This is a genomic window from Sphingomonas sp. PP-CE-1G-424 (assembly GCF_004341085.1).
Taxonomy (GTDB): domain Bacteria; phylum Pseudomonadota; class Alphaproteobacteria; order Sphingomonadales; family Sphingomonadaceae; genus Sphingomonas.
This window is the reverse complement of sequence record NZ_SLXW01000014.1, coordinates 1-13,639: the sequence shown is the minus strand read 5'-3', so window position 1 is coordinate 13,639 and position 13,639 is coordinate 1. Positions and strand designations below refer to the sequence as shown.

General features: G+C 55.0%; 10 protein-coding genes and 1 pseudogene. 2 read left to right on the top strand and 9 right to left on the bottom strand.

What is annotated here, in order from left to right:
* Window positions 1-20 precede the first annotated feature (20 nt).
* The 3 genes from C8J43_RS20775 to C8J43_RS20765 form a co-directional block, all read right to left on the bottom strand.
* Window positions 21-2,042 carry an EAL domain-containing protein gene (locus tag C8J43_RS20775; protein ID WP_133032478.1) on the bottom strand — a complete coding sequence of 674 codons (2,022 nt, stop codon included), beginning with the start codon at window positions 2,040-2,042 and terminating at the stop codon, window positions 21-23.
* 705 nt (window positions 2,043-2,747) lie between these two features.
* Window positions 2,748-4,169: a hypothetical protein gene (locus tag C8J43_RS20770; RefSeq protein WP_133032477.1), complete on the bottom strand. Its 1,422-nt coding sequence runs from the start codon at window positions 4,167-4,169 to the stop codon at window positions 2,748-2,750.
* On the bottom strand, window positions 4,166-4,777 hold the full coding sequence (locus tag C8J43_RS20765) for a hypothetical protein (protein WP_056054615.1): 612 nt from the start codon (window positions 4,775-4,777) through the stop codon (window positions 4,166-4,168). The genes C8J43_RS20770 and C8J43_RS20765 overlap by 4 nt, the downstream gene beginning before the upstream one ends.
* Before the next feature lie 922 nt (window positions 4,778-5,699).
* On the opposite strand from C8J43_RS20765, the gene C8J43_RS20755 reads away from it, so the two are divergent.
* Both C8J43_RS20755 and C8J43_RS20750 read left to right on the top strand, forming a co-directional pair.
* On the top strand, window positions 5,700-6,413 hold the full coding sequence (locus tag C8J43_RS20755) for a GGDEF domain-containing protein (RefSeq protein ID WP_133032475.1): 714 nt from the start codon (window positions 5,700-5,702) through the stop codon (window positions 6,411-6,413).
* A gap of 306 nt (window positions 6,414-6,719) precedes the next feature.
* Window positions 6,720-7,034, top strand: coding sequence for a hypothetical protein (locus tag C8J43_RS20750; protein WP_060525153.1), 315 nt, complete (start codon window positions 6,720-6,722; stop codon window positions 7,032-7,034).
* Window positions 7,035-7,091: 57 nt separating this feature from the next.
* Here C8J43_RS20750 and C8J43_RS20745 read toward each other — a convergent pair whose 3' ends face one another.
* The 6 genes and pseudogenes from C8J43_RS20745 to C8J43_RS20725 form a co-directional block, all read right to left on the bottom strand.
* Window positions 7,092-7,427: a hypothetical protein gene (locus C8J43_RS20745; RefSeq protein WP_133032474.1), complete on the bottom strand. Its 336-nt coding sequence runs from the start codon at window positions 7,425-7,427 to the stop codon at window positions 7,092-7,094.
* A 338-nt stretch (window positions 7,428-7,765) separates the two neighbouring features.
* A complete protein-coding gene (locus tag C8J43_RS20740; protein WP_133032473.1) occupies window positions 7,766-8,335 on the bottom strand; it encodes a recombinase family protein in 570 nt (189 codons plus the stop codon).
* Window positions 8,336-8,659: 324 nt separating this feature from the next.
* On the bottom strand, window positions 8,660-8,878 hold the full coding sequence (locus C8J43_RS20735) for a helix-turn-helix transcriptional regulator (protein WP_133032495.1): 219 nt from the start codon (window positions 8,876-8,878) through the stop codon (window positions 8,660-8,662).
* Between the two features lie 814 nt (window positions 8,879-9,692).
* A pseudogene (locus C8J43_RS22465) lies at window positions 9,693-9,799 on the bottom strand (IS5/IS1182 family transposase); the annotation flags it as partial.
* 1,221 nt (window positions 9,800-11,020) lie between these two features.
* Window positions 11,021-11,905: a hypothetical protein gene (locus C8J43_RS20730; protein ID WP_133032472.1), complete on the bottom strand. Its 885-nt coding sequence runs from the start codon at window positions 11,903-11,905 to the stop codon at window positions 11,021-11,023.
* Between the two features lie 10 nt (window positions 11,906-11,915).
* A complete protein-coding gene (locus tag C8J43_RS20725; protein ID WP_133032471.1) occupies window positions 11,916-12,770 on the bottom strand; it encodes a HEAT repeat domain-containing protein in 855 nt (284 codons plus the stop codon).
* Window positions 12,771-13,639: the final 869 nt, after the last annotated feature.

The window sequence follows — 13,639 nt, the reverse complement described above, 5'->3', positions numbered from 1 at the left end:
AAGCGCTCCGCCTACCGGCTTCAAACATCTATCCATGTTAATTTGGGCCCTCGTAAGGCGTGCTTACTAAACTCGCGCTTGTCAGATATCGCTAAGGCCAAGCCCCTCCTGTGATTGAGTATTTCATCGGTCTCGCTTGCACTCAACGGCATGCCTAACAGGTACCCTTGCGCTTCCTGGCAGCCGAGCTCGCGCAGGATATCACGCACGGAGGCGTTTTCGACGCCTTCAGCGACCACACGTAGTTCTAAGCTTTCTGCCAACCGAATGATCGCCGAAACCATGCGGTGAGCGGCGCTATCGGTATCGACGTTGGAAACGAACGAACGGTCGATCTTAAGTTTGTCGAAAGGCAGCATCCGGAGATGCTGAATAGACGAAAACCCGGTGCCGAAGTCGTCCAGAGCAAGAGAAATTCCCCGGTTCTTCAACGACTCGATGATCCGCTGGGCCGAAGCAGGATCAGAAATGAGGGCGTTTTCGGTGATTTCGAGGCAAATACGGCGCGCCGGGAAGCCCTGCCGTGTTAGCACTGCCAATATCTTTTCCGACAGCCACGGGTCGCGAAACTGGATCGGTGATAGGTTTATCGCGATAGTCAGTTCGGACGGCCATTTATTGGCGTCAAGGCACGCCCGTTCGAGGAGTTGCAACATGAGCTCATCGATCAGCCCGCACTCCTCAATAATCGGGATGAAGCGACCGGGCTCAACCATAATGCCGTCGGCGCGGTTCCACCGAGCAAGCATTTCGAAACCAACGATATTGCCAGACGCCAGATCTACGATCGGTTGATAATATGGACGGAAGGCCTCTGTACCAAAATCCACGCGGATCTCACGCTCAAGCACAGCGCGAGCCACCAGCGCCTCTCCCATGACCGGCTTGTAAAAGCGATGTTGCGAACGACCACCCGATTTTGCCTCATACAAGGCGATGTCCGCGTGCTGCATCAACGCTTCACGGCTCGCGGCGTCGGTAGGGAAACAGGAGATCCCGATGCTAGCGCTGATATGGTGGAAGAACCGGTCGATCGGAAACGATGCAGCCATTTCACGGACGAGCTTATCCGCCATGACGTTCGCGGGACCGATGCCGTCACCATCAAGCTGGAACGTGACGGCAAACTCGTCGCCACCAAGTCGGTAGACATTACCGGTAGGGATCACGAGCATGCGAAGCCGCGTTGCAACTGCAACTAAAAGTTGGTCTCCAGCACCATGCCCGTACGCATCGTTCACGCCCTTGAACAAGTCCAGATCGATCATGAAAAGATACATCTGACTCCGCGGCGCACTGTGATAGAGAAATCCATCAAGATGCTCGGTAAGCGCACGCCTGTTTGCTAGGCCAGTCAGCACATCTTCGTAGGCCATTTTCTGCGCCGCAAGCTCTGCGGCTTGCGCGCGCTGTTGCTCGACCAGCATGTCAGCGCGAGACTGTAGCACTTGCCTGAAGCCTGCGTGGTTCGTAGCCAATGTCCGCAATATCAGTATGGCGACGATCAGGAAATTTGCGCCAACACTGAACAGCGACCAATCCGACGCTATAAACAGACGAGTTGTGACAGGCATCACGCCGAACAGCAAGACCATATAGCCGGCACTCGGAAGTGCTTGCAGACAGAAGCAACAACTAATCGCTCCTACAAAAACGTAGAGCGAAATTGATACGCTGCGGATGGGTTCAGCTTCAGAAAACAGCAACGACCCCCACGTTCCGAAAACTAGGCTCAAAAGTGTAGCCGTGAGGATAGTGCCACGAAGATAGCGCCGAATCTGGTCAGGTTGCGCGATAATCGATCTGCGTCGGACCCAGAGAAGCGCGCGCGCAGCAATCGCAACCGATAACAGGATCGGTATGCCAAAACTCATCCCGAATGGTACGTCACGAAAAGACTCTATGCCGAGAAACAGGACGTTGATGAACATCAGCCCGTACATTAAGGGAATCTGGCGGCGCAACGCGGCATATTGCTCAAGAAGAAACGTGTCCGACGCCGGCATTCGGCGCAATCTGAATTCAGGTAGCCACTCGAACATTCTTTCGGTCCCTTAACGACCTTCATTAGCAACAAAGGGTTCATAAAATGTTGAGAACGAACGCGGACTGAAGCTTTTTCCGCCAGGTAGCCTTCGCAGTTTGACGCAAAAATGGAACTGGCGATCATTTCAGATCTCCCCGAAATAACGAACGTTAATTGATCTGACCTCCGCCCCGATGGGTACTTTTTTGAACTTAAATACGTCCAATCCTCGTTATGTAGTTGGCACCGACGCCTTCCCGAAACCGGTCGTTCGTTCATGTGATCCGCAGTGGCCGACATCGGGAGCTTTGATGCCAGGCGCTTTTAGGATGGGACCGGTCGAAAGCCGACTGTTCCCGGTGTCACGGTCGTTCGGTTGTCAATTCAACAGTTAGAGCGATTTCCGATCAGGTTGGATCACTGGCACGGAGGCGATTACGGCACGGTACGAGGCGGGAGGAGGGCGCGATGCTGAAGCAGCGACGAGCAACGCTGTACTGTGTTGAAAGCGGCCCGCCGCAAAGCGGGCGCCCGAAGGGCGATGACGGTAATGCAACGTGGTCGGAGAACCGCTTAGAGCATGATGATATTACGATGAGCCGTTCGCGCCTATGCTGTCGAAGCCATGCCCTTCTCTTCGCCGCAGCAGCATAGGAAACGGTACCTCGACAGGCTCAGCACGAACCGAGCTAGGCGCGGGTCAATTCATCGCCATTTTGCTCTACGGCTGGCGCTCGTACCGTCCCTTGGCGCCCTCGATAAACAGCGCGATACCCGCGATGCGCAGGCGCAACGTGTCGAACGGCCGCGCCATTAGTTGCTGCCGATCGAAGCCGATCCGGACGATCCCGTGTTGCAGCGGTGCGAAGGTGATCGTCATGTCACTCGCAATCGGCGCCTCGGTGTGAATGGTAAGGCTGACGGCCTTCGTTGCGCCGCGCGGGGCGAACGCAAAGCCGCTCCTGCCGGTGACCAGCTTCTCCTTAGTGCCATTCGCAAAGTGCAGCGTGACGGGGAGGTTGCGCGCGGGCTGGTCCGACGCGGGATCGAAGATCCTGATCGCCACGCCCGGGGAGGTTCGCGCGGTACCGCTTTCGGCCGCGTCGGCTGGCGACATGGTGCACGCCGCGGGCAGCGTCGGATCGGCTAGCGTGGGTTCCGGCAAGCCTGCCGCACGTGCGGCCTCGATCGCCAGCGCGCGCGCATCCTGCCAATCGGACAATGCCTGTCGCACCTGCGGGGCAGCTGGCTCTGCCCCGGTCGACGGACCATCTGACATCAGTCGAGCAGCCAGGAGCTCCGCATTCGTCCTGGCGACGTTCGCAGCGCGCAATGCCGTGGCGGCGCGCTGTTGAAGGATTGTCGTGGACGGCGCGGGGGCATTGTCGGCGGTCGTCAGAGGCGTCGCGGAAACAAATGGTTCGGGGAAGATCGGGCAGCGGGCGCGGATCGTGGCCTCGATCTCGCTGCGCTGGTACCGCCGACGTTCGTTTCCGGTCTCCTCATCCCACGGCGCGGTGGACAAGTAGGAGAAGAGCGGCTTCTGCGCGCTTGGTGCGGACGCCACGAGCACGACCTCGTCGCGCTCGACGTGCCACATGCCCTGCGCCTCCTGGTCCAGCGCACCGTAACTCAACGCCCAGTCGAATTGGCCGTCTGGCCGCAGCAACAGCTCGGATCCGGTCTCCATCACACCCATGAGGTAATAATGGCCAACGAGCACGGCAGGTGTAGCGTGGCCGCCGTTGGCACGCGCGTCGGCAGGCGTGCCCTGCGTCGAGGGGGCATCGGCAGGAGTGAGCGCATCCAGTGCGTCGCTCAGGTGACACGACTTGCCCGGTTGATAGTCGAGAAACTCGGCAACGGTCAGGACGTTACGATCACCCTCCTCGCTATAGCTGCTCATCACGTCGGCAGACGCGCGCCGGCCATCCTTGCGATAGCGGGCGACCGCCTGACCTCCCGGCACATCGCGCAGCAGGTAGTGCGACGCCGCCAGATCGCACCACGTGAGGATGACCTTGCCTCGCTCGATTGACAGAGTACCGATGAAGCTGTCCATGCTGGAGAGTTGCGCATACGCCGGCAGCGGCGCGACCAGTGCCAGCGAGACGACGATCGCGCGGTGCCAATTCCGTCTCACAGCGATGTCCCATCCTTGTCCAGCATATCGAACCGATATGCGCAGCCGTAGAGTGTCTTGCCGGGGTGCGTGGTGACGTTGGAGATCGTTCGGGCGACTACCATGTGGCTGCCATAGCCGTCCTTGCCCGCGGGTTCGGTGACGTCGGTCATGATCCGCTCGCCCAGGAACTTGCGAAAGGGGAACTCGGCTTCCGCCTGGGCGCGGGTCACCTTACCCGAGGCGGCCATCGCGTCGATCATCGGCTGAGCCGACATGCTGTTGTCGATCTTTTCGGCACGCGCCACGATGGCGGGGTCCGCGACGTCGAGCACCGCGAGGATGGCATCGCCGGTAAACGCGATCCGGCGCGTGCTGTATGACCCCGCGACGGTAATCGGCTTCGGCAGGTCATATTCGGCGATGAACGAATTGGGCGAGGCGATCTTCTTCCATCCCCGCGTCCGCGCGAGCTGCTCCTCGCCATCGATCGCCATGGCGAAGCGCATGTAACCGGGAACGTCCAGGCGGCAGCTAACGGCATCGATCTCGGAGACATCAGCCGGGTCGGTCTCCGCGGCGGTCTGCTGGAGCATCGCGGCGAGCATCAGGGCGTAGAGAATGAGCATTGACGGACGTTAGGGTTGCAGCCAGAATTTGCCAGCAACATCGCTGCAGCAGGGCCGGCCGGTTTCCATTCCCCCCGTTTCGCGCCAACGAGCGCCTGTAGCACCGGCTAAAAAACATCATTGCACGGTTGAGAAGCTGTTCTACCGCTACAATCATACCCCTTTGAATGCCCCTTTTATAGTGATTGAGGATGGGGGCCCCAGGCATCGATACGGACCTCACCAACTCATTAGTGCGGACGCCGACTTGCCTCCAGGGCTGCGACACCATCTGCGGCCATCGCGTTCCACTCCGCCTTGGTATGGCAGACCCTTTTAGAAAAGCGCGATCCGGTAGTCTCTTCAGATCGACAGATCGGTTTTTCCGCAGTCACCGGCTTGGCAGCTGCCACGACAGAATGGGGCGTGGTAGGCGCAGTTTGATGAGCCGCCGCACCCGAAGCCATTAATATGGTTGCCACCGGCAGCATCATAAACTTTCCCATCGTATACTCCTCGGCCCAGAGCTTTCAGAGCCTAGCGGAGCTATTTCGACAATCAAGGGCTCAAGATCACTGGCAGACTTCCTAATCGACCTCTGGCACCTCTTTATCTAGGTCAGTTGTATTAACGTATCTATGATGCCAAGTATGCAACGGGCCGCATCATACAGCGTTAAGTCGATATGGCCGACAGAGGGGCGTGATTAATAGTGTCAGATGCATTTGGTACTGCACACGCCGCCTTGGCGTTTCTGGAATCCCACCATCTTCAGCCCACGACGGCCAATTACGCGTTCGCTCTAGAGGTCGTCAGCGACCTAGACGGACCATTAGCGCGGGCTGTAGCGCTTGAAACGGATGGCGGACTGAGGCTGACGCCGAGGTCTCTAAACGAACTAAGTCAGCGCTTCTTGGCAACAAAATCCGGGACCGCGGCGCGCATGGAAGACGCTGTCCAGAGCCATGCGACCCAGTTGGGATCATTGACATCGGATGCGCAATTACTGACGAAATCCCTGAGTGATGACGTCACCGCCATGGCGGTGGAGGTCCAAGACTGGCCAGATTCAAACGCTCTAGTGGCACGACTGACCGACGCTGAACGTGAACTCGCCGATCTGCGCAGGGATGTAGCTAAACTACAGGCCAACTTGGGATCGCTAAGCGAGCAACGCATAGATCCTACACGCGATACAGCTACGCAGGCATTGACCTCCGAAGGGGCTCGTCCTCTTTTTGCGCGGCTCGGCGAACAAAATCGTGCGTACGTCATGATGATATTCAGCGTCGCTGATCTCAGCAATATCAACGAACGTTTCGGTCACCCTGTAGGTGACAATGTGCTGAGCGCATTCGTCGCCAACCTGCGGCAGGTTTTAAAAAACGAAGAGATCATCCGTTGGACCGGCAACGAGTTCATGGTCGTGGTTACCGATGTCGCGCTGGCGAACGCCCGCTTACTTGCAGAGGAGGTCCTTGCAGCATTCGCGACCAGGCGCCTAAAATTACGCGGAAGCGGGGAGTGGATCGGAATGGTGACCGGCTCGGCCGGCATCGTCGTGGGACAGGGCGCCGACCAAGCTGCAGCTCTGATACAGGCTCGGGCTAAATTGTATCGAGCGACGATAAAGGGGCTAGGACAGGTTGAGGCGTAATTGCTGCGCTCTTAGCTGAAATGGTGCTTTTGATGAGGGCAAATATGACCGATCGCGAGGCTTGGTTGAAGGCAGGCGAAATCGTAGCAGCTCATGGAAGCGATTCTGCACGATATGTGCTGAGATCGCTTGGAAATATTTTATCCTCGGGCGATGGAGCTGAGGATTGGCGCCGGGTCGCCTTAGCAGTCGACGATATCCTCGCAACACCCCTGCAATAATTATGAACCGTGTCGAAGCGCTGGCACGGCAGGCGCTGGCGAGCTTCGAGCTCGTTCTGCAAGTCTATGCCGACAATGAAGGGGGATGAGCTGGTTCATGCTCAGCTTGCTCGAATCAGCGGAGCCGGAATATGCTCATGGCATGGCAGATTTTGATGATTGCGCAGATCCTGAACTCGGCGCGGCGTGCAATCGCCTCGCTGCTTGGGTCGAGCCGATGCCTGAAGGACTGGTGATCGATCCCGCATCAGGGCTGACGGAAGAGGACCTCGCGATAATTCTGCGTCGGCTCTACGCTACGCGTGAGGATCTGCCCGCTCCTATCCTGAGTATGGACGAAGTCCCGCGGGCCCACGTCAGTCCATCGGTGCCGCTGACCAAGAGAGGGCGGTGGGGTTGATCGCCTGATGGGGCTTTTGTGGCCCCTTTCTTGCCTAAGCCAGGCGTTTCCTGTCCGTCAGATCGCCTCATTTCGTTCTACGATATACTCGAGAACGCGATTTGGAAGGGGATGGCAGAAGTCGATTCCGATAGCTTCCGGACTGCTCCAAGCAACCCAGCCCGGTACATCGGCGAAATTCGGGATGGCAACGTCCACGAACGTGCCAACCGAAACCGCCAAGCGGGTCTCAATCCGACAACCCAATTGCGTGCAGTCACTGATCCGCACGGCTTGGGTATCAAACTTGTCTGCTGTGACAGTTGCCGACCAATCTACGGCTATCCGGACGGCCTTACGTCCGTCCTCTGCCCGCCACGACGGATATTCGGGTTTTGATGATCGATCGGCCATAGTCCGGGGATAGCCGCCCACCCTAAACATCTGGTTACAACGGGTCAGTTCCGGCCGGGGGGATGAGACCCTAAGCGCTCGCCTTTAGCCAAGGGTATTAGCTCGTGAGAAGGATAGCCGAACGCTGCGACGGCTATTGGCATGAACAGCGACTTTGGCTCAACCGAACGAACGTTAGCTTACGCCGATAGCCCCCCGAAAGCGGCGAACTCGGCTTCGGTCCAACACGGGCGTTCACGCCCCCGCGCCCTGCCGCATGAACAAACGTCCGTTTTATCTCCGACCGCGACCCGAAAGCCGTCGTTCCGCTTTCCACCACGAAAGGCCGAAACGCTGTCCTACGTCTTCGAGGCTGCTGCCGTATCTAGCTTGGGGACAAACTGATAAACGGTGCCTCGGGAAATGCCGAGTTGGCGAGCGATATGTGCAGGCTTTATACCGTCGGCGATCAGCTTACGCACCGCGTCGGGATCAATACGCGGCTTACCGCCTTTGTAGACACCCCGCGCCTTTGCTGCCTCGATACCTTCAAGTTGCCGTTCGCGTCGAAGGTTCGTCTCGAACTCTGCAAATACGCCGAGCATATCGAGAAATGCTTTCCCCGTTGCCGTGCTTGTGTCGATCGGTTGCTCCGTCGCCTTGAGAGCGATCCCCCTGCCCTTCAGCTCGTGCACAATATCCTGCAGATCTTTCATCGACCGAGCGAGCCGATCAATACGGGTCACTACCAGAGTGTCGCCTTTGCGAAGGAAGTCGAGCAGGCCTTGCAGTTCGGTCCGGGCGCCGCGCTCGCTCCCTGATTTTTTCTCCGATCGGATGGTCTGGCAGCCAGCGGCCCGCAGCGCGGTTTCCTGTATCCCGAGATCCTGCTCAGAGGTCGATACTCGCGCGTAACCAAAAAGTGTCATTGGAGCCCCATTTGTTCAATCAGGTTCTAGACCACTTGCGCGGAGTGTTCAATCTCTATGCAAGTGACCCTGATTGAACGGGAAGACTGTCCAGCGCGGTATGTTCACTCACGGTATACCCTTTATGAAGCCATGGCGTTCCCATAACTCCGTCTGCCAATCACGCTTTTGAGAGAACCATTTCCGGAACGGTTTTTTTGGGCAGATGGAGATTCCCCATCGCTCGGAGAGGCCGGTATCAGCGCAGCGCGGCACGTCATCCCCGAACGGCGTTCGTTATCGGGAGTTATCTACAACAAACCACAAACACACAGACGGCGTTCATTAGGGATCGTAGATCAGCAAGTCGCCGGGCTGGCAGTCCAACTCGCGGCAGATTGCCCGCAACGTGGAAAAGCGTATCGCTTTTGCCTTGCCGGTCTTTAGGATCGACAGATTGGCGATAGTCAAGCCGACGCGCTCGCTCAGCTGCGTCAGGGTCATGCGTCGCTGGTTCAATAGGTCGTCAAGTTTGACGCTGATGCGCTCTCCATCCTCTCCCATCAGACCGTACATCCTAGGTCGTCCCCCATCGCCGCATCATGGCGGAACACGCGCGCAGGCACGAACAACGTTAGCGCGAGGATGCTACTAGTGCAGAGCGCTGGGGTTAGCGCTGGAACCCTGCGAGCAGATATTCGACATCTCATTCAATAACTCCCATCGACCATTCGTAGGAGATATATCGAATTTCAGTAAGATATGCGGCAGAAATTAGTCAAGGAGATTCATTGAATATCGATATTGTATTGATTGATTTAAGCTGAAGCTCGGACACGCCCGGATCATCGTAGAACGTTGCCATCTGGTCGATTGCTTGCAGGATGAACGCTCCAGCACGCGATCGCAACTTGAGCGCTGGCTTTTAGCATGAGTAGCTATAGACCGGCTAACCTATCATCCGGATGCGTTCGCGCGTTCACCCCGGCTTACCCCTTTTAGGACTCCTGCGGGATAGCACAGGCCGTCTTGATCGCTGTTGCCCGCGGACATATCAGTCTTGTGCGTCCGTTGCATCGATCGTGGTTTGTACCTCAACGGCCGTTCGCCTACCGCGTAGATCCGTCTGACGCATATAAGCTGAAAACAGTCCTTTGTTGTAGTTCCGAGTGACCATATTTGAGAGCCAATACATTTATGTACGGGCTAGCTGTTTTGAGGTGGGTTTTGTTGGGATCGTAGTGAATAGCAACGCAGCACCGGTCCCTCGGGGGGCTGGGCATGCCTTGCGAAGATGCGGCTTCGGAAGCGGCGGTTGTCGTAATCGCTGGGTACATTCCACGATTTCCGGCCCGGACTGCAGGGCGTCCCTGGATCAGTCTGCATCGCAGAAGCGGTCGGCGAGGATCACTGTGCCTCGGGCAGATCGTCCAATAACGTTGCGGTTCCAGTGTAATCGTTGACATGGCCAGCAGCCATAAAGAAGCTCGGCCAGCGGAGTCAGCATCAGCGATGGCGCGCGGCTTCGTATACTGCATTTGGTCCTACCTATCAGCCGCCCGAACGACCTTTGCTGCGTTTGCGCTCGCGGCAACCAGCACTTCAATTACTCCATCGCACTCTTCGGTTCGAGACCGTCTAATACGGATCATACTTCCGAGGTCTATCGCACGAGCGTAAGCCGTTGCGGTTGATAAAACGATGTCGCTCAACGCCCACCGATCATATATTAGTGGCTGCTATGGTTCTTGGGCAAATATGGGTCGAACCGGGTCACCTGCTCACCGGACAGCCGGCGCAAGTTGCTTATGCGCGGTCTTCGCACGGACCCCGAATTATATCCTGTCTTTTAGATAATTAAATCCCAGATTTAATACCTAACTGTCTTTTTGAGGATGTCTCGTTGGTAAACAAACCCATGCTTCATGTGATGCTTATGGCGGCAGTGATATTTATCTCGTTCCCAGCAATGATTGCGCTAATCCGGGGTCATCCTGACCGTAAGACAATATATCGACTTAGTCCCCTAACAATAGCATCATTTGTGCTTTGGTTTGCGTTAGTAGTATGGGCTGCGTCTGACAAACGCAACGATGCTACAATCTCGCGATATGTGGCGAAGATGCGATCGAGTAATCAGTTCGGCTTTGTGATAGGGTCCCTAGTCGTACTTGGCATTATTGGTGCTATTTTGGCGGTATAACTTCCGATTTACGATAATGGAGCTTTAACATAACATGACGCGCGATAGTTATTTAAACGTTAGTCGTGATGCACACGTTGCAGAGGCACTTTGCGAAACCAGCAACGTATGCGATATATCACTTTTGACGGGTTAGAGCCGCGGACTCCACCTCGAAGATTAGACCAAGTCAGGGCAGCCACAGCGACGACATCGGCAAAAGTGCTGATTTCGAACATGGTGATGTAGCCTAACACCTCTGGCGACGCCAACCCCATTAATCTCAGCGCTTCACCCTGCTCAAACCATACTAGCGCGCTTATAACAGCCAAGAAACTTAGCAGTACGATAGCGTGCCCTCTCGATAAACTTATCGTCCAACCCGCAGGCCATTCTACCATCCACCGATACAAAAACTTGCCGGTCGAAGTTCCTCGAGATAGTAAAAGCAAGGTCCATAAAATAGAGAATAAAACAAAAAAGGTCATTACGGCTCCGCTACACCGAATTAGCTTAAGCTAAACTCACAGTATACCCAAAGCACCTTTTACTATGTCACTTTCATCCATACCAAAACGGGTCGTGAGCCGTTCCCGCTCCTGGGGAGCAATATGAATTATACTGCTTGCGGCACTTGCTCTAGTGCGGGCACACGGATGGTTTTGTATGATAGCTTCAAGGGGCTCTACGGCATCCAAAATACCAAGGTGACCTATCATATCAATCATGCTTACGCGGGAGCTTATCATTCCCGCAACGTAGCCTGATGTGGTTCCCTGCTCAACATCAAAGAAAAACTGCTGTCGAGTTGTCTGCTCTTCGGTAATCGCTAAAAGGTTAATAGAGATAGACGGAGAAACTGGGTGGTGCTGCGTATGAACGTCTTTTGACTTTTCATATAGCATCACCTTGCCCACTGGAAGATCTGTGCGCTCTTGAAACTTAAAATCTGTTGGCACCCCAAGCCTACTTTTCGCCATCTCGTAATCATACGTATACAAATCAGTAACGTACCCCGGCCCAAAAAATCCAACCGTGAGAAAGTCGAAGTTATGATCATGTGGCAAATGATATGAGTAAAGGTTATTTTCATATAAAGCTGAACCGGCGCGCTGCTTCGGAACCTTCCATAGATTAGCCCTTACCAAGAGAGCGCCATTCTTTGCTGATCCTAGCATGAACGTTGCGTCAGTATACTTGTTTTCTGGCTGAGCACCGGATGCGTTCCGCTTCAAGGGATCGAGCAAAGTCTCGTTCAGGAGCGTTTTATTCTTAGAGAGGCGATTTAGCATGCAGGATGATGCCGCAATACTATCTACGTCACGCTCATCTACGTTATCAGAAACCCAATCGAGATAATCCTCTATCGAAATGGCAGGAGCGTCGTCAAATATATACGATTGTACCATAACGAGCCTTTCAAGCTACACTTAACTGTTCTAGGGCGCTATTAGCTGACCTTCTGATATGCGGGTGGCTATCGGAAGTAAGGCGTTTCAAAGACTCAATGGCAAGGGGAGGGTCGAGCGCGCCAAGCCCCTGCACGGCCTTCCATCTAATGAAGTGAAGCGGGTGGTCTACCAAAGACTCAAGGATTCCAATGGCGTTCTCACGCGGCAAAACCGTTCCCGTTAAAGATACGGCCACGTCCATCAAGGTTTCCATCCTGCCGACGGAGGGCAGAGTCACGCTCGGAAACACAGGTGCCAATGTGGAGGGATCAAACGTCCATTGATAATCTAGAGTTGAAGTTTCACTGAGACGTAGAACGTAGATCGGCGATGAGAAATCAAGCTTGAATACCTCGCCGGCGTTGTAGCGATAGCATGGCGATTTCTCGTCTAGTTCTTGGTCATCGACAAGCTTAGGCCTGACTTCGGGATCAAAAACGGAAAGGTCAACGCCCTCCGGCAACCTATAGCGAGCCGCGTGCAGAGAACCGCTCGGACTGATTACGGCTTGCAGTCCGTTTTCAGGAGCAGTGGCTATATACCTGCGGCCATCGGTAGGGAGGGCGTTCAGCGGCAATGCGCCAGCCATTTGTATAGATAATAAAAAATGATCATTCCTGAATATGATGAACGAGTTCGAACTCAGCACATCTATACGAGCGGATGGTTCGCTATCGATCATTTGCAAGACTTTTATCATATAGCTTTTGTATTCACCGGATAGAACGAATGACTGAAACACCGGTTCTATGTTTGGGCATTCGTCCAACGACTTTACACCGGACTTTAAAAGCCCAAGCAGTCGTTCCGTTGCGGGCAACATCTTAAATATACCCCCCTTGTTTCATTGCTATGTATACCGCGCTCTAATCTGGCAGTCCTGACAACAAAGGCCGCCTATCATTAAAATAGGCGGCCCCTAATGTTGATTAGGTAATGGAGATGCCGATTGCGATAGCAATCAAAACAACGCCCGGGTTAAGCGTTTCGCCGCCCGAGCCAGCAGGAGCAATCGTGTGCTCCAAGTCAGCAATGATAAGACTTGTCATATTTATTACCCTTCTTTTTGTTGCACAGCCGTAGGCGAGTATTACCACGAACGATTGTAAATGGCAAAAACATGCATCTATTGCTATAGTACAGGTGGGCTAAGCTAGGTCTCTAGCTTGCGGAACCAGTTTGCGCCGCTCCGAAATAATGGAGTGTAGAGATCTGTCATGTCAAGCAAGGCGATGCGAATTTTACGTCCATTTTGATGGTAATATTCGCTCGCTATCTCGTTACAAACAAAGGTCACCCTTTGGTGGAAAATGTCTTCATCCGACCTTTGTCGAGATCTCGAGCGTCGTCCAAACGGCACCGCTTGCAAAGACCAACGGTTTCCCGATTTGCAGATAATGACGGCTTTCGGAACGCGTTCGCTTTTCCGATCTACCGTCCTTTTGTTTTGCCTGCATCGGTCCGCAAGGCGATGGGCCTTCATGGGGATGCGAAAGTCATCTTGACGGTTGAGGACGATCAGGTCCGCCTGTCACCGATTGGTTACGGGGTTTCCCGAGCTCAGGCGCTTTATCGGGAGTGACCTGCTCCCCAGACTTCATGCCATTGGTAAGTTAGCTCGTCAGATGGAGACGAGTGATGCGGCGAGGCCGATTTACCGAGGATCAGATCATTGGCGTGCTGCGCGAGCAT

Coding starts and splice junctions, on each gene's coding strand:
- C8J43_RS20750 (WP_060525153.1), top strand. CDS start 6,720: ATGAGCTGGTTCATGCTCAGCTTGCTCGAATCAGCGGAGCCGGAATAT.
- C8J43_RS20755 (WP_133032475.1), top strand. CDS start 5,700: ATGGAAGACGCTGTCCAGAGCCATGCGACCCAGTTGGGATCATTGACA.
- C8J43_RS20745 (WP_133032474.1), bottom strand. CDS start 7,427: ATGGCCGATCGATCATCAAAACCCGAATATCCGTCGTGGCGGGCAGAG.
- C8J43_RS20740 (WP_133032473.1), bottom strand. CDS start 8,335: ATGACACTTTTTGGTTACGCGCGAGTATCGACCTCTGAGCAGGATCTC.
- C8J43_RS20725 (WP_133032471.1), bottom strand. CDS start 12,770: ATGTTGCCCGCAACGGAACGACTGCTTGGGCTTTTAAAGTCCGGTGTA.
- C8J43_RS20775 (WP_133032478.1), bottom strand. CDS start 2,042: ATGTTCGAGTGGCTACCTGAATTCAGATTGCGCCGAATGCCGGCGTCG.
- C8J43_RS20765 (WP_056054615.1), bottom strand. CDS start 4,777: ATGCTCATTCTCTACGCCCTGATGCTCGCCGCGATGCTCCAGCAGACC.
- C8J43_RS20735 (WP_133032495.1), bottom strand. CDS start 8,878: ATGGGAGAGGATGGAGAGCGCATCAGCGTCAAACTTGACGACCTATTG.
- C8J43_RS20730 (WP_133032472.1), bottom strand. CDS start 11,905: ATGGTACAATCGTATATATTTGACGACGCTCCTGCCATTTCGATAGAG.